General features: G+C 68.6%; 20 protein-coding genes and 1 pseudogene. 12 read left to right on the top strand and 9 right to left on the bottom strand.

Annotation, left to right across the window (positions count from 1 at the left end; genetic code table 11):
* Positions 1-85 precede the first annotated feature (85 nt).
* The gene (locus tag IPG50_17130) at positions 86-583 is read left to right on the top strand and encodes a hypothetical protein (GenBank protein ID MBK6693909.1); all 498 of its coding nucleotides are present in this window, start codon (positions 86-88) and stop codon (positions 581-583) included.
* Positions 584-586: 3 nt separating this feature from the next.
* The gene (locus tag IPG50_17135; GenBank protein ID MBK6693910.1) at positions 587-1,033 is read left to right on the top strand and encodes a hypothetical protein; all 447 of its coding nucleotides are present in this window, start codon (positions 587-589) and stop codon (positions 1,031-1,033) included.
* A gap of 58 nt (positions 1,034-1,091) precedes the next feature.
* Here IPG50_17135 and IPG50_17140 read toward each other — a convergent pair whose 3' ends face one another.
* A complete protein-coding gene (locus IPG50_17140) occupies positions 1,092-3,926 on the bottom strand; it encodes a hypothetical protein (protein MBK6693911.1) in 2,835 nt (944 codons plus the stop codon).
* Positions 3,927-4,168: 242 nt separating this feature from the next.
* Here IPG50_17140 and IPG50_17145 point away from each other — a divergent pair, with 242 nt between their 5' ends.
* A complete protein-coding gene (locus IPG50_17145) occupies positions 4,169-4,948 on the top strand; it encodes a hypothetical protein (protein ID MBK6693912.1) in 780 nt (259 codons plus the stop codon).
* A 105-nt stretch (positions 4,949-5,053) separates the two neighbouring features.
* Here the strand turns inward: IPG50_17145 and IPG50_17150 are convergent, their stop codons facing one another.
* Genes IPG50_17150 through IPG50_17160 form a run of 3 tightly spaced genes read right to left on the bottom strand, consistent with a single transcriptional unit; the run spans position 5,054 to position 8,271 of the window.
* A complete protein-coding gene (locus IPG50_17150) occupies positions 5,054-7,075 on the bottom strand; it encodes a hypothetical protein (protein ID MBK6693913.1) in 2,022 nt (673 codons plus the stop codon).
* Positions 7,076-7,117: 42 nt separating this feature from the next.
* On the bottom strand, positions 7,118-7,627 hold the full coding sequence (locus IPG50_17155; protein MBK6693914.1) for a hypothetical protein: 510 nt from the start codon (positions 7,625-7,627) through the stop codon (positions 7,118-7,120).
* A 59-nt stretch (positions 7,628-7,686) separates the two neighbouring features.
* Positions 7,687-8,271, bottom strand: a complete 585-nt coding sequence (locus IPG50_17160; protein ID MBK6693915.1) for a hypothetical protein — start codon at positions 8,269-8,271, stop codon at positions 7,687-7,689.
* 235 nt (positions 8,272-8,506) lie between these two features.
* Between IPG50_17160 and IPG50_17165 the strand changes: the two genes are divergently transcribed.
* A complete protein-coding gene (locus IPG50_17165; protein MBK6693916.1) occupies positions 8,507-9,100 on the top strand; it encodes a hypothetical protein in 594 nt (197 codons plus the stop codon).
* Positions 9,101-9,110: 10 nt separating this feature from the next.
* Positions 9,111-9,590, top strand: coding sequence for a hypothetical protein (locus tag IPG50_17170; protein MBK6693917.1), 480 nt, complete (start codon positions 9,111-9,113; stop codon positions 9,588-9,590).
* A gap of 8 nt (positions 9,591-9,598) precedes the next feature.
* Here IPG50_17170 and IPG50_17175 read toward each other — a convergent pair whose 3' ends face one another.
* From IPG50_17175 to IPG50_17185, 3 genes are read right to left on the bottom strand one after another with little or no spacing between them, the layout of a single operon-like run.
* Entirely contained in the window at positions 9,599-11,035 is a 1,437-nt protein-coding gene (locus IPG50_17175) for a sigma-54-dependent Fis family transcriptional regulator (protein ID MBK6693918.1), read from the bottom strand.
* The gene (locus IPG50_17180; protein ID MBK6693919.1) at positions 11,035-12,015 is read right to left on the bottom strand and encodes a hypothetical protein; all 981 of its coding nucleotides are present in this window, start codon (positions 12,013-12,015) and stop codon (positions 11,035-11,037) included. The genes IPG50_17175 and IPG50_17180 overlap by 1 nt, the downstream gene beginning before the upstream one ends.
* Complete coding sequence (locus IPG50_17185) at positions 12,002-13,237, bottom strand: protein kinase (GenBank protein ID MBK6693920.1); 1,236 nt, start codon at positions 13,235-13,237, stop codon at positions 12,002-12,004. Before IPG50_17185 ends, IPG50_17180 begins: the two co-directional genes overlap by 14 nt.
* A gap of 44 nt (positions 13,238-13,281) precedes the next feature.
* Here IPG50_17185 and IPG50_17190 point away from each other — a divergent pair, with 44 nt between their 5' ends.
* On the top strand, positions 13,282-14,283 hold the full coding sequence (locus IPG50_17190; GenBank protein MBK6693921.1) for a hypothetical protein: 1,002 nt from the start codon (positions 13,282-13,284) through the stop codon (positions 14,281-14,283).
* 157 nt (positions 14,284-14,440) lie between these two features.
* Here the strand turns inward: IPG50_17190 and IPG50_17195 are convergent, their stop codons facing one another.
* A complete protein-coding gene (locus tag IPG50_17195; GenBank protein ID MBK6693922.1) occupies positions 14,441-15,139 on the bottom strand; it encodes a hypothetical protein in 699 nt (232 codons plus the stop codon).
* 278 nt (positions 15,140-15,417) lie between these two features.
* On the opposite strand from IPG50_17195, the gene IPG50_17200 reads away from it, so the two are divergent.
* From IPG50_17200 to IPG50_17220, 5 genes are all read left to right on the top strand, one after another.
* On the top strand, positions 15,418-16,953 hold the full coding sequence (locus tag IPG50_17200; protein MBK6693923.1) for a hypothetical protein: 1,536 nt from the start codon (positions 15,418-15,420) through the stop codon (positions 16,951-16,953).
* A complete protein-coding gene (locus IPG50_17205) occupies positions 16,917-17,447 on the top strand; it encodes a hypothetical protein (GenBank protein MBK6693924.1) in 531 nt (176 codons plus the stop codon). Before IPG50_17200 ends, IPG50_17205 begins: the two co-directional genes overlap by 37 nt.
* A gap of 258 nt (positions 17,448-17,705) precedes the next feature.
* Positions 17,706-18,077 (top strand): hypothetical protein, encoded by a 372-nt coding sequence (locus IPG50_17210; protein MBK6693925.1) that lies wholly within the window; start codon positions 17,706-17,708, stop codon positions 18,075-18,077.
* Positions 18,074-18,802: a DUF1501 domain-containing protein gene (locus IPG50_17215; protein MBK6693926.1), complete on the top strand. Its 729-nt coding sequence runs from the start codon at positions 18,074-18,076 to the stop codon at positions 18,800-18,802. The genes IPG50_17210 and IPG50_17215 overlap by 4 nt, the downstream gene beginning before the upstream one ends.
* Positions 18,803-18,825: 23 nt before the next feature.
* Positions 18,826-19,506: a hypothetical protein gene (locus tag IPG50_17220; protein MBK6693927.1), complete on the top strand. Its 681-nt coding sequence runs from the start codon at positions 18,826-18,828 to the stop codon at positions 19,504-19,506.
* Here the strand turns inward: IPG50_17220 and IPG50_17225 are convergent.
* Positions 19,427-20,041: a hypothetical protein gene (locus IPG50_17225; protein ID MBK6693928.1), complete on the bottom strand. Its 615-nt coding sequence runs from the start codon at positions 20,039-20,041 to the stop codon at positions 19,427-19,429. The genes IPG50_17220 and IPG50_17225 overlap by 80 nt on opposite strands.
* An 82-nt stretch (positions 20,042-20,123) precedes the next feature.
* On the opposite strand from IPG50_17225, the pseudogene IPG50_17230 reads away from it, so the two are divergent.
* Positions 20,124-21,036 (top strand): annotated as a pseudogene (locus IPG50_17230) (glutaminase).
* Positions 21,037-21,042 lie beyond the last annotated feature (6 nt).

A 21,042-nucleotide genomic window follows, 5' to 3' on the forward strand; every position in this document is an offset into this window, starting at 1 on the left:
TCCGAGCGGCTTGGCAGGACGAAGGCGCCGGGGTGCCTGAGGAGGTATGCACGCTCGGCTGCTTAGGCAGTACGCTCAACGGACCTTGTCACTTGACCGGAAACGCCACGAGCCCCAGAGCCTCGACGACGAGACGGCGGAGGCGATCACGGCGCGGATCGAGCGCCTGCGTGAGGAAGGCACCGTCATGGATCGGTTCGTGGCGGCGGTCGTCGCGGGGCTCGGCGGCCGGGCGTGGCTCGCGCTCGCTGGCGTCTGCGCGGTGCTCGCCGCGCTGTCCGCCTTGGCCGCCGATGTTCATGAGCGACGTCAATTCGCACGGCGGGACGCGGTCGCTACGCTCGCCGCCCGGGTGCGTGACGCCGAACCTGCGTTCGCTCACTGCCTGAAGGCTCCGGGGTACGCGCAGATTTCCGTGTTGGCTCACGAGACAAGCGGCGGAGTGAAGGTGAAGGTCTGGACCCCGCGAACCCCTGCGGGCCTCGGCGCATGCATCGAGCAGGTGCTCGGATCACGACTGAACTCTCGCGATTTGGCGAGCGGCCTTGGCGTCGACATGGCGCTGCTGGGAACAGGTCCATGAGCCATGGCTGATGGGTTGAACGTCAACGAGGAGCGGCGAGCGGCCGCCATGGAGTGGTACCGGGCGCTCGACGCGAGGGCACGCGGCCAGAGCTTGCGCGTCCCATCGAGCCTAAGGACCTTCATCCTGGCGACCATCGTGGCGGTCCCAATCTCCATCGTCGCCCCCGCCGTGCTGGTGCAGCGCCGTCAGACAGCCACGCCGGCCATCGTTGCGGAGGAGCTCCACGCGCTTGAGAACAAGCTCGCCGCCACTTGCCGGGTGGCGGCGCCGACTCGGCTGCGCGTGAGCATGCTCGGGCCCGGCAACTTGGACGTCGTTCCTCGCAGCCCCGAGGCGGCTTGCGTGAAGGAGCAACTCAATTCGGCGCGTCACGCGGTGTCCAAGCTTGCGGTCGGCGACACTGCGACGGCGAGCCTTCTCCTTCTGCCCTCCGAGCACCGCGACTAGGCGGTCGGCTCTGACCTCGCGCCGACCGCCGTGGCTCACGGCCCCCCCCGCCCGTCGACTACTTGCAACCCGGGTGGGTACGCTCCGCTGCCTCGAGCATCGACTGGCACATGCGCGGACGGAAGCTCGGGTCTTGCTTCGTGACCGAGGACCGGAGCCCCTTGATGAGGCCCGGTCGGTGCGCCGACGAGACGGCCTTGTAGACGCAGTGATCGTAGCGCTCGAACATCGTCTCGCAGATGGCCGGGAAGTCGCCGCCGCCAGTCGCCGCAGCCTTGGCTTGCGCCGAGTCCTTCGTGTCCTTGTTCTTGTCGTTGGGGTCCTTGGCCGTGAGCGAGCCGTTGCCGCCCGTCAAGGTCATGGTCGCCTTGGCCGGCGCCGGCGCGAAGCCGCTGCCGAAGGCCGGCTTGACGTCGTCGTCGTCGTCCTTGCGACCCGAGAGACCCTTCATGGCCTTCTTCTGCATGCCGAAGGCCGCGGCCGCGCCGAAGACGACGGGCATGTTCATCGAATCGACCGTATAGGCGAGCTTCTTCCCCTCTTTGGAGAACGTAATCCCGAGCGCGCCGGTCATGCGACGGTCGCCGGTGAGCTGAATGGCGCCGAGGTCGACGCCCATCGCTTGGGCTTGGTCCTTCGCTTGCGGCAAGGCCGCGAGCGCCGTGTCGCCGATGCGACCGAGATCGAACCAGAGCACCGCGTGTTTCGCCTTGAGGCTCGACACCGCGACCGCGTGCGCCGCGTCACCGTCGAGGCTGCCTTTGCCGCCGAAGGCCGCGTAGGTGCTGTCGGCGAGCTCCTTCGGGCCGGCGACGACGACGAGGGCGCCGTCGACGAAGCGCAGCTCGACGCGCGGGATGGGCTTCTCGCCTTCCGCGACGAGGTCGTCGCCGGAGCCGGTGATCTTGACGGGGCCGCCAGCGATCTTCTGCTTGAGCGTGTCGACGAGCTTCTTCGCCGCGGCCTTGTCCTTGAGCTTCTGCACGTAGACGACCGCGAGGTCATCGAAGGACGGCGTCGCGCCGACTTGGTAGCGGTAGCCGCTCTTGGCGACGGCAGCGATGGCGCCTTCGTCCCCGAGCGCATCGAAGATCGTGGTGAGCTCGGCGCCGAGCGCCTTCTCGCCGTCTTCGACGCTCTTGCCGAAGCCCTTGGTGCTCTCCTCTTTGTCGAGGCTCTTCATGAACGCGTCGCGGGCGTCTTTGCCCGAGAGCTTGCTGCGCGACGAGAAGGCGAGGTACCCCACGGTCTCCTTGGGGAGCCGCTTGCCGAGCGTGAGGCCGGGCGCGTCGAGCCAACCTTCGAGGCGACCGAGCTGGTCGTCGAGGCCGGCGACCTCGCCGGTCATGGTCATGCGGACGCCGCCCTTCTCCGCGCCCACCGAGAGGACGATGGGGCTCGTGCCTTCGAGGTACTTCTGCACGTCCTTGGCCTTTTCGCCTTTGACGACGGAGGTGTCGATCCAAGCCGTGAGGCCCTTGCCACCGAAGCGCGACTTCTGAGCCGCAAAGGCCGGCGCCGCGAGGAGCGTGCGCTTCTGGCTGCCATCGACGACGGGCGCGATCTCGTTGAGGCCGCGCTCGTTGGCGAGCACGAGGACCTTCTGCTTCGGGTACCAGACGAGCTGGTCGTCTTTGTCGGAGGCCTTGAGGCTGAGGCCCGAGAGCGAGCTCTCAAGGAGGCTCATGCCCTTCTTCTGTTCGAAGGACACGTCGCGCTTCTTGAGCGAGTAGCGCCTGCCGCCCTTTTCGGAGTCGCCCTCGGCGTTGAAGCGCGCCGACTTGAACAGCGTCTCGGCGGCCTTCGCGTCACTCCAGGTGACGACGATGGCGACGGCGCCCTTCTTGTCGAGGTCGTGACCCCCGAAGGCGATGCCGTCGATGCCCAAGGCCACGCGCGCCGCGTCGACCTTCGAGAGGTCGAAGGCGTTGGCGAAGCCATTCTGTGCATCTTCCAGGCTCTTCTTCTCGTCGATCTTCGACGCGTCGAGGAAGCCCATTTGCACGGCGCTCAAGGCCGACCCTTTGACGTTCGCGACCTCGGCGTAGACCTCGGTGCCCTCGGGGAAATATTGCGCGAGCGGCGTCGCAGAACGGAAGACAAGGAAGTACGCAAGCGCGGCTCCGCCACCACCGAGGAGGAGGAGCACGCCAAGGATGGCGCCGGCGATCACGAGGGCCTTGGACTTCGGCTCCGGCGGCGGCACCGAGAAGGAGCCGGCGAAGCCGCCGCTCGGTCGTCCGCCCATGGGCGGCGGGCCGTAGGGCATCCCGTTTTGGGCCATGGCGACGTGAGGAGGCATGGGGCTCATCGAGCCGGGACCCATCGGGCCCGCGTTCGGCGCCATCGGGCCCATTGAACCGGGACCCATCGGGCCCGCGTTCGGGCCCATCGGGCCCATCGAACCGGGGCCCATCGGGCCCATCGAGCCGGGACCCATCGGGCCGGCGTTCGGTGCCATGGGCTGCGCCGGCTGCGCGGCGGGCATCGGTCCCATCGAAGCGGGCGAAACGGGCGGCGCCGCTTGCGGCTGCATCGCCATCGCTTGAAGGCCGCCGGGCGGCGTCGGATGGGCCGGCGGCAGCGGCACCGCCGATGCGCGAACCGGGAGCGGCGGCGCGTTGGGCGATCCCGGGCGAACACTCGCGGGTGTCGCGACGGGCGGCGCAGGCGCTGCCGCGGAGGCAGCCACCGCCGGCGGAGGCGCCGACTCGCGGAGGCGACGTTCCTCGATGGCCGCTTGGAACGACGGATGCGCCGAGAGGAGGGTCCACTCGCTGCCACCGACGGGGCAAACGTGCCCGTCATCGACGAGCCGGCTGCGGATCATGTCCGCGATCACCACATCGGTGAAGGGACCTTCCGTGTTGCCCGTACGACTGAGATAAAACATCGATCTACTCCTCGCTGCCGCGCGCGCTCCATTTCCCGAATGAATTCAGGCGAGCGTCGGCCATGGTGGCAGTGCCCTCAGATACGGGCGAACGGGGCGGGTCTTCCCCGGAATCGCGGCACCCATGACAACTGGAGAGCGAGCGCTCTCGGCGTCTGGGAGGTCTTTCTGCGGCGTGGGGGAAGGCTCGGCGCGCAACCCTGCGTAAAAGACGCGTGGCCCGCACCCTATCCCCAGGCTTGGTGCTGTTCGCGAGTGTCTTGGGCGGGTGCGGCAGCAGCGCCACCGACGGCCCTACGACGGTCGCGCCGCTCGATGTGACCAACGATGGCGGCGCGAGCTCGCCCGTCAAGCCGGACGCCTCGCCGGGTGGACTATCCGACGCGAGCGTCGTCGACGGCGGGACCTCTGGTGTCGACGCCGGCGGCAACGACGACCCTTTCGATCCGCTCGCATGTGACGGCACGCCCCTCAAGGGCTCCGAGCTCCTCGCCCGCATCGGGACCAAAGCGCGCGAGTTGGGGAGCACGTTCGTTCGCTACCGCTCGCGTGGTTGCACCGCGAAGGGCGTCGGCTGCGGCCCTTTCCGCGAGACAGACCGTTGGGTAGAGCGCATCGATGGCGCGGGGCAGCACGTCAATGACCGGGCCAGCGCTGGCGTGGCCGTCTATCCGTGGCCGAACCCGGCGACCGCCGGCTGGGTCTACCTGGGCGGGCCCAACTACCCAACGTCGCCGGTGATCACCAGCAGCGCCTACGACAACACGAGTTGCGGTGTCGACGAGAGCGGCGTCGTGACGTGTGGAAAGTACACGATTGTGTTTGCGGGCTCGGCCGTGCCAGGCGAGCTGCGGTTCCGCTTCGCCAACGCGCCCTTGCGTCTCCGCGGCAAGATCACCGAGAGCTGCTTGCAGCTCTTCGCGAGCGGCGGCGGCGCGCCCATTGGAGCGTGGGCAACACTCGTCGGACCTTGGGCCGACGAAGAGGTCGCCGTGTTGCATCGCTTCAGCCCGCCTCTGTGAGGCACACCGAGCCCCGTCGCGCGACGCCTCGAACGGGACCAGGTCCTCAGCAGGCACCCGCGATCGCCATTCGGGGCGCCGCTCGAGCCCTCAGGTCGGGGAAGCCTACGGAGAGAAAGGCTCCGTCACCATCGTCGCCTCCGCCGCTGGCATCTCGTCACGCTCGGGCGAACGCGCGAGGCTCACGCTCGGTCGGTGTCGCGCGCGCAGCTCGATGAAGTAGGTCGAGCCCGCCAAGAGAAGACCCGCCGGGATGCGGAATCGTGGCTCCGACGTGTCGAGCGTCGCAACGTAAGCGAGGCTCGTGGTGCTCGACGCGCTCGTGAGACGAAAGAGGTAGGCGCGATAGCCCGCGGCGGCCCCAACGCGTGGCGGGTCCCACTCGAAGAGCGGCGTGGTGCCGACGGCTGTGGCAGGCAGCGTGAGCGGGGAACCATTGACGCGCACCGCGCGCGGCGGAGACACGCTCGGTGCGAGGGTCATCACGGCGGTGGGCGCTAGCGCCGCTTGCTCGCTGAAGGCGTTGAAGACATGGCTCACGGGCGCGTTTCCTGGGAGCGCGTAGTCGCGCGTCGCTCGCATCGCGAGGTCGACGAAGGGGGCCCAAGTGCCCACGAGCGGCAGCCCATAAGGGACGAGGCCGGTGGTGACGTCCGTGCCGACGGGCGCCGACAAGAGGCGCATCTGGACGAGCCGAGGCGCCGATTCGGGGAAGCCGTGGCGCAGCGTGAAGGGCTGAGCCCGCACGGAGAGCAAGACCACGCCAGTCTCCGCCGCACCTCCATATTCGGCGGGCTGCGCCCAGAATTCGCTCATCTTGACCGTAAGGTCGAGGCTGTTGGAGAGCGGCAGCGCGGTGAACGCGCCGGCGAGGGGCGAGTCGCTGCCAAAGGTGGCGTCAAAGGCGGGCGCGTCAAACTCGCGTGTGAGGACGAGCGCAGCCACGCCCGTCGAAGAGCTTCGGGAGGAGAGCTGGAAGAGGTGGAGCCTGTCGCCCTTGGTTCCCTCGACGCGTCGCGCAGGGGCACCGTCGCGCTCGCGGAGCGGAACCGTGAGGTTCACGAGCGCCGTGGCGCCGGCGTCGGCCTGCGGGACGTTCTTGGCCAAGGGCTCGCTCTCGACGCCGCGCGCCGCCAGGCCGGCTTGCGTCGAGAACATGTCGAGAGACGAGCCCGCGGTCCAGGGCTCCAGGTTGGTCACGTTGAAGGTGACCGTCGTGGTGCCCGTGGCAGGTGCGCTGAGCGACACCGCAGGGCGACCGTCGACGGCAGTGCCGAGATCGATGGCACTCTCCCCGTCGCGGAAGTAGTGATCGGCCGCCCCCCAGCGCAAGAGGTACGGGCCCCGCGGGACGTCGGCGACGCGAAAGGTGCCGTCGACGTAGCCCTGCCCGGCGATGGACCGTGTGCCTCCGTCTTCGGCCACCAAGACGGTGAGTGGAATGGCCCCCATCTGACGCGGGCCAAAGGTCTCGAAGGTCGATGCGAGGTGCGCGCGAACGTTGGACCCCACCACGGTGCGCGTCGGCCCGAGGGCTCCCGAGTATCCTGCGCCGAAGTGGACAACCGTCGCCGTGACGTGGGCGCCACCCGATACGGCCCCCATCGGGTCGTAGCCGCCGAGGCCACCGACCCTCGACCAGTAGAGCTCGCCGCTCGTGCTGCCAGCGGCGAGCGGCAGGCGAACCGTGACAGGTCGGGCGAAGAGCGTGGGCGGCAAGAAGCGGTAGATGCGCTCGACGCCGCCATCGGCCCCCGGCGCGTCGATGCCTTCCACGCGAAACGAGGTGTCGGCGGCGAGCGCGCCCATGGGCACGACGGCCGATACGCCGTCGGGCCCCAAGAGCACGCCACCGTCGGGCCCGATGACCGTTCGCGCTGCGTCGGAAACCTCGGCGGCGTCGAGCGAGGAGGAGCCGTCGAGCCCCGAGTCGAGCGGCGCGTCGAGGTTCACAGTCGCGTCGGCCAGCGACGCCCCGTCTCGTGCCTCCGTCGCCGACGCATCGCTCGGCGCCACGTCAATCGTGGGCGCTGACTCGGAGACGGTGCATGCTCCCGCGGCGACGCCCGCAACGACGCACACCGCGAGCCAGGCTCGCGCGCTGAGACCCCGAGAGCCGGAAAGCATGCGGCCCCAACGTGCGATGGTTCGCGCCGTCACACAAGAGGCTCAGATGCTTCCGAGGTAGGCGATCTTCGGCTCACCGCCGCCCTGCGGGAAGAACACCTGCACCGGCGCCGGAAGCCCGCCCGCCCCTTCCTTCTTCGAGACGAAGTAATCCACGACCTGCCCGAGCTCGGCGGTGCCGTTGGACTTGGCTCCGATGCCCGTGATGGCCTTTGGGCGGATGCGCGTCACCTTCACCGGGTTGGCGTAGAACTTCGCGTTGTCGTGCGCCTTCTTGAAGCTGAAGCGGCGAAGGTCCTTCGAGAGATCGGAACGCGACGGGTTCATGAGACTTACATGGACGATCTTGAGGCACGCTTTGGCGCTCTCGTTCTCGTCAGCAATGGAGAGCGCAGAAAAGAGGTCACCGAGCAAGGCCATGGCGCGCGGGTCGGCCTTGTCGAGATCGATGTCACCGGGCGCCGCTTCCGCGGGCGTCGGGGCGGAGATCGAGAGAGCGCTGGCGGCAGCGGCCGAGAGAACGATGGCAAAGAGCCGACTACGGACGTTCATGAAAGTTTCTCCTCGCCGCACACGGCGGCTCAATTGGGTAAAACGGTGAGGGCGTACGCTCAGGACGAGCGGCGCCGAAACGCGAGGTGGTACGTCGTGGACGTGTTCAGCGAGCGGGGCTGCACGAGCACGACGTAAACCTGCCCCTCGGGCTGCGCGCTCTTCCGGTACCAAACGAGCTGCTTCGACTCGCCAGCGAGGAGGCTCGCCTTCCCCACCGTCTCACTCTTCTGGTCGTCGCCGTCGGGGCTCAGGCGCTTGTAGGCCACGCAGATGGTGACGTCCAAGGCGGCGCTGTCCTTCGAGTCGCGCTCGATGGCGACCTCGTAGCCGGCCGTCGATGAGCCGAAAATTTGATGCGCGTGGGTCTTGGTGGCGGGAAGTCCGAAGGAGGTCGCGCGACCGTTCTTGGTTTCGTCCGGCGTGATGACGTCCTTCTTCTCGACGGTGGTGTACCCGAGCGTCGTTTTCGCCTTGAGCGAAACCGAATGGTTGCTGCGGAGCGGCACCAAGTCCGAGACCTTGAGGTCCTCGCAACGGACATAGCCCTCGTAGGATGTGCTCGCAGATGCCACCTCGGGATCGAGGGCCATGTCGCCGACGGCGAAGAACGATGCAGCCAGTAGAACCAAGCCTTGTTTCATAGGTGCGCTCTCCTCGGAGGCTCCTCAAGCAGCCGCCGTGCCCGTAGCAAAGAGGGCGGGATGGCTCGCAAACGCCCCGATAACTGACGAGGCTCGCGCCTCCGTGCGATGGGCGACCGATGGGCGCCCTGGGCGCGCCCATCGGTGGCGGGCCGCCGCGCCCGCGATTTGCCGAAGGTCGACGGCAGCCGGATGCGGGTACGGGAGCTGCAGTCGAGCGTCACGGAGGTCTTTCATGAACAACAAGAAGCTCGTCTGTGCATCCCTCGCCGTCGCCATGGGCGTCTCTCTTGCCGGCGCCGCTCACGCGCAGTCGGCGTGCAACTCGGGGGCGAAGGTCCTCGAGGCCATCTGGGGACGATGGGGCGATCGCATCAAGGCGAAGGCCTGCAAGACCTCCGAGGAGTGCCTCTCCAACACCCAGAAGAAGGAAGAGCTGCTTCGCGAAATGATCAGCTTCTGGAACGAGCAGTCGCAGGGCTCGTGGGCCACCATCGGGCCCCGCCCGCTCATGACCGACGGCTCGCTGAACGACGGCAAGGTCATCGCCGGCGGGGCGCGCCTGTTTGTCTCGCAAGCGCCGCTCGATACCGACAAATGGGAGCTGCAGCTCACCAAGCAGGGCGGCGGCGGTGCCGACGTCAACGTCTCGCTGAGCGACGGAAAAAATTGCCTCGTCGCCAAGTCCATCTCCTTCGACAAGGACGACAAACCCGGAACCAAGAAGTCGGTGGCCCTCGAGAAGGGCACCGGGTACCTGGGCGTGGTCAAGGTCGACGCGAAGGGTTCCAACGCCTTCGACTACAAGTTCACCTTCGTGAAGAAGTGAGCGTGGTGCCGTGGCCTCCCCCATCCGCGCGCGCTTCGCCCGTTCGAGCGTCGCCGTGCTCTCGCTGGCGGCCACGCTGTTGGCTTCGGAAGCGGGTCGCGCCGAGGCACGCAGCACAAGCCCCGTCGTGGAGCTCCTCGAGCCCTTCCTTGCGGCCCTGCTCATCGAGGACTTCGCGAGGAGCGCCAAGGCCACGTTGCCGTTCGTTCACCGCAGCCTCAAGAACGCACAGGGGGACGATCTCCACGCCGACCTGAAGCGATACAGCTTCAAGAAGGCGCACGACAACGCCGCCCACTACAAAAGGCCCGTCGAGGTCGTGCACGTTGGGGCCACCGCCATCACGGGCATCGGAGCTCACGACGCCTTTGAAGCGGGAATCGTCGTCGACTATTTCATCCGGCGTCGCGGAAGCGACGTGGCGCCGGTGCGCATCTTCTTTCCCCAAGGCGGCGGCGCCCCAACGATCGCCTACATGGGAAGCCTTTGAGGCGTTCCCTACGGGCCGCCGTCGCCGCCGGACGCGATGCCCATCTTGGCGATGAGGCGCTTCAAGACATACCGGTTCGCCAACCCGAGCTCCCGCCAAGCGCGCTCTTGCACGCCGTTGGCGCGCGCGAGGGCGGCGCGAATCTCCTCGGCGCTGAGCTCCACCGGCAGGCGGCGCGACGTGACCGGGGCCGGTGTGTCCTGGGTGAGCTCGGCCTCCACGTCGGGCGTCAGTTCGAGGACGTCCTCGGGGCTCGTGGCGATTGCGCGCCAGAGCAAAGCGTCGAGCTCGCGCCCGTGGGTTCGGAAGTCGTGGCGCACGAGGCGCCGAGCGAGCGCGGCGGCGATGCGCGGCTCACCCTTGCCATCGAAGAACCGCTCGCCGATCTCCGCGTCGGTGGCAGCGACCCGCGCCAGCAAGTGGCGGGCGATGAGCAGGATGTCTTCGCGGCGTTCCTGGAAGCCAGGCACGCGAAGGCGAAGCCGAAAGCGCGCTGCGACGTCATGCTTCAGCGCCGCGACGGGGCGATTGGTGGCCCCGAGGAGCCGGATGTCCGCGCGGCGCGGCTTGGCGTCACCGAGCCGCTGGTACTCACCGCGCTCATCGAGCACGCGAAGCAACCGCGCCTGGAGCTCCTCTGGCAGCTCGCCAATCTCGTCCAAGAAGAGCGTCGAGCCGTCGGCTTCACCGACAAGCCCTTTGCGCTCCGGCATCCCCGGGTTGGGGTAGTTCGCGAGGTTGCCGAAGAGCTCGGCGTCGGCGAGCCCCGACGGGATGGTCGCCGCGTTGCGTGCCACCATGGGGCGGCGCCCGCGCTTCGACGCGGCGTGGATCGCTTGGGCGACGAGCTCTTTGCCGCTGCCGCTATCGCCGAGGACGAGCACGTGTGCCGCCCGCGCCGCGACGAAGGCCGCTTGCTCGCGGAGCTCCCAGGCCGCCGCGCTCTCACCCACGAGCCCGTGGACATCGCTCCCGCCGAAGGGAAAGGCGGGGCTCGCGAGGCTTCTGAGCGGCGCCATGCGCCGTTCCCGCGAGACGCAGACGAAGACCACTTGCCCTTTGATCTCGAAGGCGTCGCCAGGCGAGACGACGAGAGCAGGCGCGGTCTCGCCGGCACCGTCGAGGAGCGGCCGCTTGCCGAGATTCTGCACATGAACGCGCCCGTCTTGGAGGCGAAGCTCGAGTTGCGCCCGCGACAGGGCGGGCAATTCGAGCGGCGCCGCGGCGGTGGTCTCGTGTGGCCGTTGCCGCACGAGGCGAGCCCGCGGACGGCCGTCGCCATCCTCCGCGTCGCCGCGACCAAAGACGTGCGGCGTCTCGTCGACGAAGAGCACTTCGCCGACACGCGACGCATCGACACACCACGCGACGGCAAGCGCCTTGGCCATGGGCGTCGCGGCGCGTCGCGCGCCGTCGCCGGTCTCGTCGAGGGTGTCGTTCACCATCAGAAGCGCACCGCAGCGGGCCACGATGGCCTTGCCGAACGGATCACCGGCGGCGCGAGGAGGTGGAGCACGACGCCCGTCGCCACTGCGATGAGCCCCACGCCCACGGCCACGTTGGCGCCCCACGCGAGCGTGTTTGCCGTTCCCATGGCCTCGGCGCCAGCGTCGCTGCAGGTCGTCGCCGTCGGGCATCCCTGGTCGCTCTCATCCTTCTTCATGAGGGCGAGGCCCCCAAGGACGCCGCCCGCGACAACCAACGTGGCGCCTCCGGCAATGACGACCGCCGCGGCGCGGCGTCGTCCACCGCCGCTGTCGATGAGGCCCACGGGCGCCGCCGCGGGCGCGAGTGCTCTTGGTGCCGGCGGCGGCGGCAGCGGCGGCGCGACCGCCAACGCGGGGACATCCAAGACGACACGCTGTCCGTTGCCCGTGACGTCGAAGGTGCGCTCGAAGGGCGCGCGACCTTCCGCCGCGACCACGACCGTGTGGGAGCCTGGATCGATAGGCAGCGGCGAGCCCCACGCGGAGGCGCCGAGGCGTGTGCCATCGAGCGTCACCACGACCCCCTTCGTATCCGCCCCCTTCGTAGCGGAGGGGACGCGAAGCTCGAGTCGGCTCACGAGGCCCTGCAGCGAGGCGAGGCGCTCACGCGCAATCGCCTCGCGCTCCTTGCGTCCGTCGCGTATCGCGGCGCTCAGAGCTTCACTGTATGTTGCATACGATGAGGCGAGCTGGCCGAGGCGCTCGAGGCACGACGCGAGGTTGAGCGATGTCCCGCCACCGGGATCGAGACGCTGGCTCTCGGCCAGCTTCGGGCAAGCCTCCGCGAAGTGCCCCTCCCCCATGAGCGCGACCCCTTCTTCGAAGAGGACCTGCGCCAACGCCGATGCTCGTGGCTCGGAGCGAGCGGCCGGCGCGAGCGCGAGCACCGCGAGGGCGATGCTCGCCCCGAGGCCCCAACGACGGCTACTTGCGATCATGCGTGAGGATGATGCCAGACGAGCTCCCCTTCGGCATAGGCCCTCCGTCGAGCGGCACGGGCGGCGACGCGAGCGACGGGCGGTTCCGAACGGGGGCGGCGGAGCTGATCGCAACAGACGGGCGTGGCGTCGCAGCCGACGGGGCCATTGGGACCTCGGGCTGCGTGGGCGCGACGCTGATCGTCGGGACCACGGACCGCGGCTCCTCCGCGCTCGCCACGCTGCGAACGTGATGCTCCAGAGCGACCCCCGGGGCCGAGCCTCGGCTCACCCCCCAAGCAAGGGCGAGCAACGGCGCCGACGCGACCGCGACCCAAGGCCACCGACGCGAACGGGCGGTGGACGATGCGCCGACAGCGCCAAGGACCTCCGCCACGGCGCCGAGCTCGGGCCGCTCGCTCCGGTCGCGCGCCAGCATGCGCATGACAAGGCGAGCCAGCGGCGCGGGGGTCGCCGGCGCCGCGCGCGACAGCGGAATGAGTTCGTCGGTCGTGATGGCCTTGAGCACCTGCCCCACGGAGCCGCGCTGCGTGGGGCGCTGTCCTGCGAGCATTTCGTAGAGCATGACCCCGAGGGCCCAGACGTCGGCGCGGCCATCGAGATCGGTCTCGGCGAAGAGCTGCTCTGGCGCCATGTACAGCGAGGTCCCGGTCACGTCTCCGGTGGCCGTCAGCGGCGCCTCGCCCTCGAGGTGCGCCGCGTTGACGAGCTTGGCGACGCCGAAGTCGAGGACGCGCACCCGAACGCCATCCCCCTCTCCTTCCTGCGACAGGAACACGTTTTCGGGCTTCAGATCCCGGTGCACGACGCCCGCCGCGTGGAGCGACTGAACGGCGCTGACAACCGGCAGCATCAAGCGCGCCGCTTCTTCCGGCCGAAGGACCTTCTCGCGTTCGAGCTTGGCGGCGAGCGTCTCGCCATGAAGGAGGTCCATGACGAGAAACGGCAAGCCGCTGTCGAGCTCTGCGACGTCGTGGATCTCGGCGACGTTTGGGTGACGAATGGCGCACGCGGCGCGCGCTTCGAGGGCCATGCGAGCGTGGCTCCGCGCGTCGCCGGCGCGCGAGGGCTTGAGGAACTTGAGGGCCACGCTCTTGCCCGTGACGAGCTGGGTCGCCGCCCAAACCTCCCCCATCCCGCCGCCGCCGATGCGCCTTTCGAGGCGAAATCGGCCCGCCGCCACGAGGCCCGGCGCGAGCTCTTCGGGCACGACTTCCAACATGGTGAGGAGGCGGGCATAGTACCAGCGAAGGCTCGCGAGCGAGGATGCTAAAGCCCCATCACAAGCGGCCTCGGGTCTGGCCTTCGACGGTCGTCGCTGTGGCGGGGTCCTTGCTCGTCGCCTGCCAGGTGATCATCGGGGTGGAGATGCGGAGCGCATCCCCCGACGCAGGTCCACGGCCGGCGGCGCGCCCCGCGACGACCGACGAAGACGGCGGCGCAGCGAGCGACGCGGCCGTCGACGCGGCGCTCCGCGACGGCGGCTGCGATCTCGCGAAGCCCTTCGACACGCCGTCGCCGCTGACTTCCCTCAACACGGTGAACGGCGAATTTAGCGCGACGCTGTCGAGCGATGAGCGCGAGATCTTCTACACGACGACCCAACCGGGGAGCGCCCTCGTGCATCGCGCAACGCGCGAGACGCGCGACGTCGACTTCTCGGCCGGAACCGTCGTCGAGGAGCTGCGCGACATTCCGTCGCCGCATTGGAGTGTGTCGCTCTCGGCCGACGGCGCCACGCTGCTGGTGACCGCCAAGGCGCCACCGAGAGATCTGTACCGCGCCGTACGAGCGTCGAAGACGGCGCCCTTCGCGCCAGCCGCGCTGGTGAGCTTCGAGAGCTGGAGCCAGCCGGAGGAGCAGGTGTTCGCGTCAGCTCGCGGCGCGCTCTACCTCGGGGTGCAGTCGGGCCCGCAGTTCGATCTCTTCTTGGCCGGACTGGCCGACGGAGGCGGCTATCGCACGCCGACGCCGCTCTTGTTCTTCAACACACAGGCAGCGGGGGGGGAGCGAGGCGTGGCCCGGGGGGGGGGGGTGCCGGGGTCTCACTACGCGAGCGGCGACGGGGTGAGCGCCGAGATCCTCGAGGCCAAGCGAACGTCGCTCTCGGCGCCGTTCTTCACCGGCGCGACGCTCTCGTTCCCCGCGGCGGCGCGCAAGCACCCGCTGTGGATTTCGCCCGATGGCTGCCGCCTCTACTTGGTGCAGGACAACGCCCCCGGCGGTCAGGGAGGGGCGGATCTCTGGGTGGCGGCACGGCCGCCTTGAGTTCGTGGGGCCACAGGCGCCCACGCCCCCGCCCCCTCGCCGCGGGCTCGGCCAGGTCTCGACGGCACTGCCTTCCGAGCTCTGGGTGCCAGGTCCAGCGAGCCGTTACGCGAGCGTTGAGGCTCTCGATTGCGCGTGCTCGCGTTGCCGCGAGGTGTCAGTGACAACTCAAGACCACGGTATCGCCCAGGTCCGGGCCGCTCATCACGTAGCCACCAATGCCCGAGACACCCGACCAAATCAGGTCGTAGCCGGGCAAGCTTACGCTTGGGCGCACGGTGAGTAGGAACGCGGCGGCGCCCTTTGGTTTGCCGTTGGCGTCGAGCTCGTAGACGGCGCCGCTCTTGGCGGACGACCAGACAAGCCCCATCTTGCCGCCGCTGCACCCGATGTCGGCGCAGGGTGGATTCACGCGGCCGGCGCTCACCGGAACGGTCCCCCCTTGAGCGATCGCGCACGCGGCATAGCCGTTCACCGTGGAGGGCGCGACGAACAGCTCCGGCCCGACGCGGTAGTGCAGGCTTCCGTCGCAGGCATCGACGGGCGTCTCGGTGGAGCCGGAGATTTGGGCCGACCACCGCCAAAGCCCCATGGCCTTCGTGAGGCCGTCGACGAGCGCAGGGTCGCCGCCGGAACACGCGCTGCTGGTCTCCGCGGAGGCATCGACGCTCGCCGCGTCGGGCACCGCCGGGTTGGGCGACGCTGCGTCGCCGACGGCGCTGTCGTTGGGGGATGCGTCGAGCGATGCCCCCACGCCGGGGCTGCCGCCCTCGGTGCTGGAGGTGCAACTCGCGAACGACGCGACGGCAACGGCCAGAGACGAGAGGACCTGCAGGGGCGAGCGTCGCGAAGTCATCGCGGTAGGGTACCCTGTCAACGTCGTGCGACGTAGCGATTGATGCGGCATCGTGTGTGACTCGGTCGCGCACGTTTCGTGGCCCACGCGCGGAATGAGCCTACCCGGTGGCTCCAGGTCGCGGCCCCGATGCGGCGGCACACAAGGTTACAGAGGAGGCTATTTCGATACGTGCAGGGTGCACGTCACCAGCGAAAACGTGACGGACAGCGGGACGTTCGCGGCTAGACTCGTCGAGACGGTGACGCCTGGTCACCGCATTGACCGGGAGGCTCTGGATGGGACTCGCTCGCGGCAGCGTGTTGGGTTGGTCGACGCTCCTCGCGCTTTCGTGCGCGGCGCCGCTTCTGCATTGCGGCGAGGAGCCTGCAACCACGCCATCCGAGAGCGTGCGCTCGGCGGACGCCGACGCAGGCGACGCGGCCGGCCCCGTGAACCCCGAGCTCCTCCCCTTCGAGGCGGTGCCTCCCCATGTCTACGTCTCCAAGGTCAAGAACCTGCTGACGGGGCTGCCGGCCACCGACGAAGAGATCAAGGCCGTCGCCGAAGACCCTGCGTTCTTGAAGGACCTCATCGACGTTTGGGCCGATTCGCCGCAAGGCGAGCGCAAGCTCACGGAGTTCTTGGGAACGGCCTTTCAACAGACGCAGCTCGTCGACACCGACTTCGTCGACCTCATCGGCGGCGACAATCGCCTGCCGGATACGCAGAAGGGCGAGCTCCTCGCAAACGTCAAAGAGAGCTTCGCGCGCACGGCGTTCAAGGTCGCGCGCGAAGGAAAGAACTTCTCCGAGCTCGTGCGAACGCCGGCCGTCTTGATGACGCCAGCGCTCATGGCGCTCTACGCGCTCATCGACATCCGACACAGCGGCGACGACGGCAAGCTGAACGACAAGTGGTCGGTCGGTTCCGGAAAGAACAACGGCTACCGCGTGCAGAACACGACGCCGGTCGCGCTCAGCGCGTCGATCGATCCGGCGAGCCCGAACTACATGAACTTCTACACCGCCGGCGACCTGGGCGCCGGTTGCACGGAGCGCGTTTATGCGCCGTCGGCGGGCAACTCCGTGCGCCTTGCACGCTTCTTCCTCGGCCTCGTGGAGCAGGTCGGTCCCGTGGGCGGCCCGTGCGACAACCAGAAGCGGGTGACGCCGATCTTCACACCGGAAGACTTCACCACGTGGAAGGCGGTCACCGTCCGCAAGCCCACGGGCACCGAACGCCGCCACGACTTCTGGGATGTGGCCCGGCTGCGCAGCGACAGCGAGCTGCTGTTGGACATTCCGCGGGTCGGGTTCTTCTCGACGCTGGCTTTTCAGGCGGGGTGGCGGACGAACAGCAGCAACCAAGCGCGCGTGACCATCAACCAGACCCTCATCGTGGCGCTCGGCTACAGCATCGAGTCAGAGAACAGCACGCAGCCGCTGAGCGAAACGGGGCTCGACAAGGAGCACGCCGATCCGACCTCGCCCTGCTACGGATGCCACCGCGTGCTCGATCCGATGCGTCCCTACTTTCGGAGAAACCTGACGCTCAGCTACCACGAGCAGCTCGACCCCAAGATGACCACGGAGGAGGGCTCGTTCTCCATCGGAGCGACGCAGGCGAAGGGCACGACGCTCGACGATTTCGCCAAGACGCTCCAGGGGACGAACACTTCGCGATGGCGTGGGTGCAGAAGCTCTGCTTCTGGGCCGATTCGGCCGGGGCGAACGGCCTCGATCCCGAGGCCCTGCGCATCGCCGAGGCGTTTCGGGCGTCGAGCTTCGACTTCCGCGTGCTCTTGCGCGAGGTGCTCGCGTCGCCGCTCGTGACCGCCGCAAAAGCGACTCGAACCTTTCAGGAGCGAGAGCCGCTCGTCAGCATCGCGCGGTACGGCCACCTGTGCGAGGCGCTCAAGAATCGCCTCGGCGTAGACGCCTGCGCCATGAACACGAACGCCCAGCAGATCGCTCTCAACATCCCCCGCGACGGCTACGGCCGCGGCGCCGAGAGCCCCATTCTCACGTCTGACGTGAGCCTCTTCTTCCGAACCAGCACGGAGAACCTGTGTCGCGAGGTGGCCGCCGCCGTGGTGGAAACGCCGCAGGCACGCTGGTCGAGCAAGAACGTCGATGGCGCCATCGTCGACTTCGTGCGCATCGTGATGGGACTGCCCACGTCCGACCCGCGCCACGCTCCCTCCGTCGCAGTCTTGAAGGAGCATCACGCCGCGGCCGTCGCCGCCAAGGCGAAGCCTATCGACGCGCTCCGCTCGACATTCGTTCTTGCATGCACGGCGCCTTCGGCCGTCTCCATCGGTCTTTGAGGAGGTCGCCCATGAAACACGAAGACGAAGTCTTGCAGTCGCTCGGGCTCCTCGGCCGCCGCGAGGCCCTCGTCCGCGGCCTCTTCGGGGCGGGAATGTTGGGCCTACGCTCCTTGGCCACCGGGATTCCCGCCGCCGTGCTGCTCAGCCCGCTCTCGGCGCGGGCGGAATGCACGGACAAGGCGCGCGCCCAATACCTGATCCTCAGCGCCTCCGAGGCCGGCGATCCCATCAACGCGAACGTCCCCGGAACCTACGATGCGCCCGGAGATCGCCCACTCGCCCGATCCGCTCATGGCGGCGACGGCGCTCTCACTCGCGGGCAAGGCAACGACAGCCGCGAAGCCCTGGGCCGAGCTGCCGCAAAACATCCTCGACCGAAGCTGCTTCTTTCATCACGGCACGCTGACGTCGGCGCACCCGAATCATCCGAAAGTCCTCCGGGCGATGGGCGCCACGAAGCGTTCCGAGATGATCATGAGCGTCTACGCCAAACACCTCGCCACGTGCCTCGACACGGTGCAAATGGCGCCCGTCTCCCTCGGCGCTGGGCGGAACCCCGCAGAGGTCGTCTTCTACGAAGGGCGTTCGCTCCTTCTCTTTCGCCGCGCGGCCTGCGCGCCAACTTGACGAACACGGCGGGGCCCCTCACCGATCTCCAGAAGCTGAGGGACGCTGATCTTGATCGCTTGAACGCCATCTTCAAGGAGCAGGGGACCAACGTTCAACGCGCCTACCTCGACCGCATGGCGCGAAGCCAACGCGAGGCGCGCGCCATCTCGCAGCAGCTCCTAGACAGCCTCTCGGCCATCACGAGCGACGATGCCGCCAGTCAAGTGGCCGCCGCGGCCATCCTCATCAAGATGAACGTGACGCCGGTGGTGACCGTGCATGTTCCCTTTGGCGGCGACAACCACAGCGACGCCGACCTCGCCAAGGAGACGAGGGAGACGGTCTCCGGCGTGGCCACCATCGCGTTGCTCTTCCAAAAGCTCACCGAGCTGGGCCTCGCCGATCGCGTGACCTTCGCCACGATGAACGTCTTCGGCCGCACCCTGAGTTCAAAGGGCACCGCGGGGCGCGACCACCTGGGCAACCATCACGTGACTGTGATGATCGGCAAGCAGCTCAAGGGCGGCATCGTGGGAGGGGTCGCCAAGAACGAGAAGGGCGCCGACTGGAAGGCCGTCCCCATCGCCTCGGCCACCGGCGCCGGAGGGCCCGGCGGCGACATCTCCTTCGAGGATTCGCTCGGTGCGGCGAGCAAGACGCTCGGCGCCGCGCTGGGCGTGCCGGCCACCGTCCTCGACGACCAGATCGAGAAGGGCAAGATCGTCACCGGTGCGCTTGCATGAGGCGGCACCCGAGATCGGTCGCGATGCGGCGCACGGCAGCCATGGCCGCGGCGCTGGGAACGGCGGGCTTGGTGCACTGCGCCAACGACGAGTCGCTCGGCGCTAATCCGGTGGTGACACCGAGTCCCGTCGACGGCTCGGTAGAGGCCAGCGAGGCGACGCTCCTCGATGCAGGCCCCGCGGCGGGCCCGACGCTGTGCGAGAAGAGTGGCGGCGAGGCTGCCGTGCGCCGCATCGCGGACGACCTCTTCGCCAAGGTTCAAGCGGACTGCCGCGTCGGGACCTATTTCACGCGCCTCAGCGCCACCGCCGCGACGGACGTCAAGGCATGCATGCAAGCGGAGCTGGCGGCGAAACTCCGCTGTGCCGGCGTGAGCTATCCGCCACTGGCGAGCGCGACGCCGTCGGGCCGCGCGTGCCGCTCGATGGCGGAAGCCCACGCCACGCTGGCCGGCACCGACGGACGCCTTGGGCTCAACGAGAACGACTTCAGCGCCTATTTGCAGGCGGTCCAGGTGGCCTTCAAGGGCGCCGGCGTGGCCGACGCAGACATCACCAAGGTCGTCGCGCTGTTCAGCGCCCAGAAGGGCGCGGTGGCGACGCGCGCGTCGGAGGGGAACACACCTAACGCGCCGTGCCCGGCAAGCGATCGTACCCCAGCTCCTTCGAGAGCTTCGCGGCGACGAAGACGCGCGCATCGGTGACGTGGTCGGGAATCCGTTCGGCGCGAACGATGGGCAGCTTTTCCATTCCGAGGGTGACCTGCCCGCCGGCAGGCACCGCGGCCGAGGGCCCTACCACCACGGAGCGCTCGTCGAGGGTGATGGTCTTCGGCGTCGTGTCTCCGCCGAAGAGCGTCACTTCGCTGGCCTTGAGCGGCCCTGCGACGCCGCGGTCCTTCGTGCGGCCGACACCGGCGAGGGGGCTCAAGTCCACGAGCTTGATGCGGTCGGACGCCTTGACGACGTAGATCGCCGAGTCTCCTTCCTGAACTGGGCCTAGCTCGACGCGGTCAATCTCCTGCCCGCCCTTGGTCGCGACGAGCGTCGCGCCCTTCGTCAGCTTGAGGCGCGAGAAGGCTTGAAACTCCGTGACCGGCGACGGCATGGCCTTGCCCCCAACGTCGATTTCGATGGGCTCGCTCGTATCGGCCACGACGTAGAGCGTCTGTTTGCCTTGGCAACCGACGAGGGCGGCGGAGGTCAGCACGGCGGCGAACGACAAGAGGTGTCGGCGCATCCAGAGGAGGATACGCGCCTCAAGCGTGACCGCGCCACGCTCAAAGGCGCGTCATCGTCGAGGCGCCGAATATACTGCGCCCGTGGACCTCCAAACGCTGCTCGACGACATCACGCACGAGGTGACTCGCGAGCCACCTCGCGGTCGCGTCGCTGACTACATACCCGCCCTCGCGGCCGTCTCGCCGACGCGTTTCGGTATGGCCCTCGCGACCGTCGACGGTGACGTTTACGCGAGCGGCGACGCCCGCGACGTCTTCTCCGGGCAAAGCCTCGTAAAGGCGTTCTCGCTGGCGCTCGTGCTCGCCGCCGACGAAGGCGGTCTTTGGCACCGCGTGGGGCGCGAGCCCTCGGGAACGCCGTTCAATTCGCTCGTGCTCCTCGAATACGAGCACGGCATCCCCCGCAACCCGTTCATCAACGCCGGCGCCCTCGTGGTCGTCGACCGTCTGCTCGCGCTTTCGCGGCGACGCCTTCGGCGCCGTGCGCGAGTTCCTACGCGCGGAGAGCGGAAACGCGGCCCTCGATTGCGACAGCGCCGTCGCTCGCTCGGAGGCCGAACACGGGCATCGCAACGCGTCACTTGCGCACTTCATGGCCAGCCACGCCAACCTCGAGCACCCGGTGGACACGGTGCTCGATCACTACTTCCGGATGTGCGCGCTGTCGCTGTCGTGCGTGGACCTTGCGCGAGCGGGGCTCTTTCTCGCACGCCACGGCCGCCGTGCCGATGGCTCGGAGCTGCTCACGCGGAGCCAAGCGAAGCGGATGAACGCGATTCTCCTCACGTGCGGCACTTACGACGCGGCCGGAGACTTCGCGTATCGCGTGGGTCTCCCGGGCAAGAGCGGCGTCGGCGGCGGCATCCTCGCGGTGCTCCCCGGCCGCGGCTGCCTCGGCGTCTGGGGACCCGCCCTCGACAAGAGCGGCAACAGTGTGGCTGGCGTCGATGCGCTTGACGCGTTCACGACGCGCACCGGCTGGTCGATCTTCTAGCGGCGT

It is taken from the genome of Myxococcales bacterium, from assembly GCA_016703425.1.
GTDB lineage: Bacteria > Myxococcota_A > Polyangia > Polyangiales > Polyangiaceae > JADJCA01.

Excerpts from the sequence above, each read along its gene's own strand:
- IPG50_17155 (MBK6693914.1), bottom strand. The coding sequence starts at position 7,627 with ATGAACGTCCGTAGTCGGCTCTTTGCCATCGTTCTCTCGGCCGCTGCC.
- IPG50_17185 (MBK6693920.1), bottom strand. The coding sequence starts at position 13,237 with ATGTTGGAAGTCGTGCCCGAAGAGCTCGCGCCGGGCCTCGTGGCGGCG.
- IPG50_17190 (MBK6693921.1), top strand. The coding sequence starts at position 13,282 with ATGCTAAAGCCCCATCACAAGCGGCCTCGGGTCTGGCCTTCGACGGTC.
- IPG50_17135 (MBK6693910.1), top strand. The coding sequence starts at position 587 with ATGGCTGATGGGTTGAACGTCAACGAGGAGCGGCGAGCGGCCGCCATG.
- IPG50_17225 (MBK6693928.1), bottom strand. The coding sequence starts at position 20,041 with ATGCGCCGACACCTCTTGTCGTTCGCCGCCGTGCTGACCTCCGCCGCC.
- IPG50_17140 (MBK6693911.1), bottom strand. The coding sequence starts at position 3,926 with ATGTTTTATCTCAGTCGTACGGGCAACACGGAAGGTCCCTTCACCGAT.
- IPG50_17200 (MBK6693923.1), top strand. The coding sequence starts at position 15,418 with ATGGGACTCGCTCGCGGCAGCGTGTTGGGTTGGTCGACGCTCCTCGCG.
- IPG50_17175 (MBK6693918.1), bottom strand. The coding sequence starts at position 11,035 with ATGGTGAACGACACCCTCGACGAGACCGGCGACGGCGCGCGACGCGCC.
- IPG50_17195 (MBK6693922.1), bottom strand. The coding sequence starts at position 15,139 with ATGACTTCGCGACGCTCGCCCCTGCAGGTCCTCTCGTCTCTGGCCGTT.
- IPG50_17180 (MBK6693919.1), bottom strand. The coding sequence starts at position 12,015 with ATGATCGCAAGTAGCCGTCGTTGGGGCCTCGGGGCGAGCATCGCCCTC.
- IPG50_17165 (MBK6693916.1), top strand. The coding sequence starts at position 8,507 with ATGAACAACAAGAAGCTCGTCTGTGCATCCCTCGCCGTCGCCATGGGC.
- IPG50_17160 (MBK6693915.1), bottom strand. The coding sequence starts at position 8,271 with ATGAAACAAGGCTTGGTTCTACTGGCTGCATCGTTCTTCGCCGTCGGC.
- IPG50_17150 (MBK6693913.1), bottom strand. The coding sequence starts at position 7,075 with ATGCTTTCCGGCTCTCGGGGTCTCAGCGCGCGAGCCTGGCTCGCGGTG.
- IPG50_17220 (MBK6693927.1), top strand. The coding sequence starts at position 18,826 with ATGCGGCGCACGGCAGCCATGGCCGCGGCGCTGGGAACGGCGGGCTTG.
- IPG50_17210 (MBK6693925.1), top strand. The coding sequence starts at position 17,706 with ATGCGCCCGGAGATCGCCCACTCGCCCGATCCGCTCATGGCGGCGACG.